Source organism: Bacteroides sp. (assembly GCA_036351255.1).
Taxonomy (GTDB): domain Bacteria; phylum Bacteroidota; class Bacteroidia; order Bacteroidales; family UBA7960; genus UBA7960.
Window position 1 is genome coordinate 1 of record JAZBOS010000062.1, and the last position, 2287, is coordinate 2287.

The 2287-nt window shown below is 51.7% G+C and carries 2 protein-coding genes; both read right to left on the reverse strand.

The genetic code is table 11. The annotated features are described in order from the left end of the window. Positions 1–326: 326 nt before the first annotated feature. Positions 327–1151: a hypothetical protein gene (locus tag V2I46_06030; GenBank protein MEE4177052.1), complete on the reverse strand. Its 825-nt coding sequence runs from the start codon at positions 1149–1151 to the stop codon at positions 327–329. Between the two features lie 126 nt (positions 1152–1277). Continuing rightward, positions 1278–2162 (reverse strand): universal stress protein, encoded by an 885-nt coding sequence (locus tag V2I46_06035; protein ID MEE4177053.1) that lies wholly within the window; start codon positions 2160–2162, stop codon positions 1278–1280. Between the last annotated feature and the right edge of the window lie 125 nt (positions 2163–2287).

Sequence of the window (2287 nt, forward strand, 5' to 3'; positions counted from 1 at the left end):
AGGACCACTTCTTTTCCAACGTCTTCCAGGCGAAGTTCGCCGCAGGTATTTGTTCTTAGCATTTTATCAGATATTTCGTTCAGGGTGCAAAGGTAATCAATGAAAAAGGAATTTTGAAAAATGAAAAAAGGAAAAGGGGCTTAAAGCATGGTGCATGGGGCAAAGGGTATGGTGCACGGGGCTGACCAGAAGGATACAGTGCCGTAAATTTTTCCTCCTTACCCGATATTTTGTTTTACAGGGGAAAGGCAAATTCCGTAATCTACGTAACGTAAATTGCGGAATCAATTGAAGAAAATGCTGTAATTTGCAATAATTTTTCCAGATTACCTTTTTTCTATTGTTTCAGCATAAGTTTCATAGCAGCCAATGATGCGGGCATACACCTCGGCTTCGCGGGTGCTGACCACATATTCGTCGGTGATGCCGCAATAAATCAGGAAAGCGTTGATGTCTTCGCGTTCCTTCAGGCTGGTCAGGCGTTCGATCACCTGGGGGTTGACCACACGCGCAGCACGGCTGGCCAGTTCTTCCTGCCTCATAACCTCCAGGTAGTTGCGTTGTGCTTTGCCCCGGCGGCTGAAGCGGTCGTACAAAAAGGTGATGGGGCCCGGGATGGCCACCCCGAAGCCGGGCGGACGATTGCCGGGGATCGCATCCAGGCTTACCTCCGGGAGCTCCAGCTCAAATTCGGGCCCAGGGTCCTTAAAGTTCAGAAAGGCATACTTAAATTCGCTGAAGGTCTGGTACGGAAAAACCTCCACCACCGGCAGCTCGTAGATCTTTTCTTCAAGCCCTACCACCCAGTCTTCTTCCTTGTCCAGCAAATCCTGGCCAGCTTCAATCACCTTCGTTTCAAAGCCAATGGCCTGGAAGCGGATGCTGTCGCCAGCATGAGCCGGAATCAGGAATTGCCCATCCCTGCCTGAAACCCCGGCCCTGGAATTGCTTTGGTTGATGACATGCACATTGGGAATGGCGGTGCTGTCCTTCAGGCTGATGATTTTTCCCCTGAGCATTTCGGGCGGTTGAACGGCCTTAACCCGGTGATTCCCCGATAAAATTAGCAGGCTGATCATGAGCATCAGGACCAGGGAAAATCCCTTTCCCTGCTTCCTTTTGACGGATGTTCTTTTGCTGAGATCCGGCATATCTCCCCGGTTTTACCAAATGGTGAATACCGGCTTCTGCCCATTGTATTTACCGGCATTCAAACTTACGGCATACAAGCCATAAAAAACCTTAAAGGCTTGTTAAGGTTTCAGAAAAAGCACGGTTTATTCCTGCTTCAGGGGGATCAGCAGGCAGTTCGATTCTACCAGCTGGATCACGGGAAAGACGGTGCTACCCAGCACGATGTCGGAGAAATGCGAGCGGCCGTGGGTGCCCATGATGATCAGCGAAACCAAATTGAGTTTCACCTCGCGCATGATCTCGGGCACAATGGCCCCTTCTGCCAGGATCTTGCTGACGGGGGTTTTGGCGGCATCACCAATCTCTTCTGCCATCTTCTCCAGGCGACCGCGGTCGATCTGGTTAAAGCGTGCCAGGGTCTCCTTGTCGTGGTGGCGCAGGGCCACGGTGTCCTGCACGTGCAGCAGGCTGAGCTGCTCGAAATGGGCGGCCAGGTTTTCTTTCAGGTAATTAAAGGCCAGCCCCGAATTTTGTGAGAAATCGGTCAGCAGCAAACCATGGCTCAGCAGGTCACGCGTTTCCAGGACACATTCCTCTTCGCCCATGGCATTGCGCCCCAGGTGCTTGATGCGGATCATCAGCACCGGGCTCTGGCTCTGCTGGATGACGCGCAGGGTGGTGCTTCCGATGAGGTTGCGCTTGGCAAAGCCCGACCCCTTGCTGCCCATAATGATCAGCGCATCCGGATGCAGGGCCGCGAAGTCAATGATCTCCTGCGAAGGCAGGCCCTCTTTCAGCACGATGTCGGACTCGATGCCCTGCTCGCGCATCTTATTTCGCATATTGATCATACGGGCTTCGATGTGCACCATCATCGAATAGCCGCTGTATTCCATATAGTTGAAACTGATGGTGGCTGCGTGAAATACGGTGATATGCTCAATACCCAGGGCTTTGAACTGTGGCACGCATTCCATCAGCAGGTCGGACGCCTTCGACAGGTCGGTGGCAAGAATGGCTTTTTTCATCGCTTAGGTTTTTTTATAGTTCGCTTCCAACCTTGGAAATTACAACATTTTCTGAAAAAATACAATCTTCTGCCTTGAAATACAGGAACGACCCGCTAGGGGCTGGCCTCTTTCAGGGTCCTTAT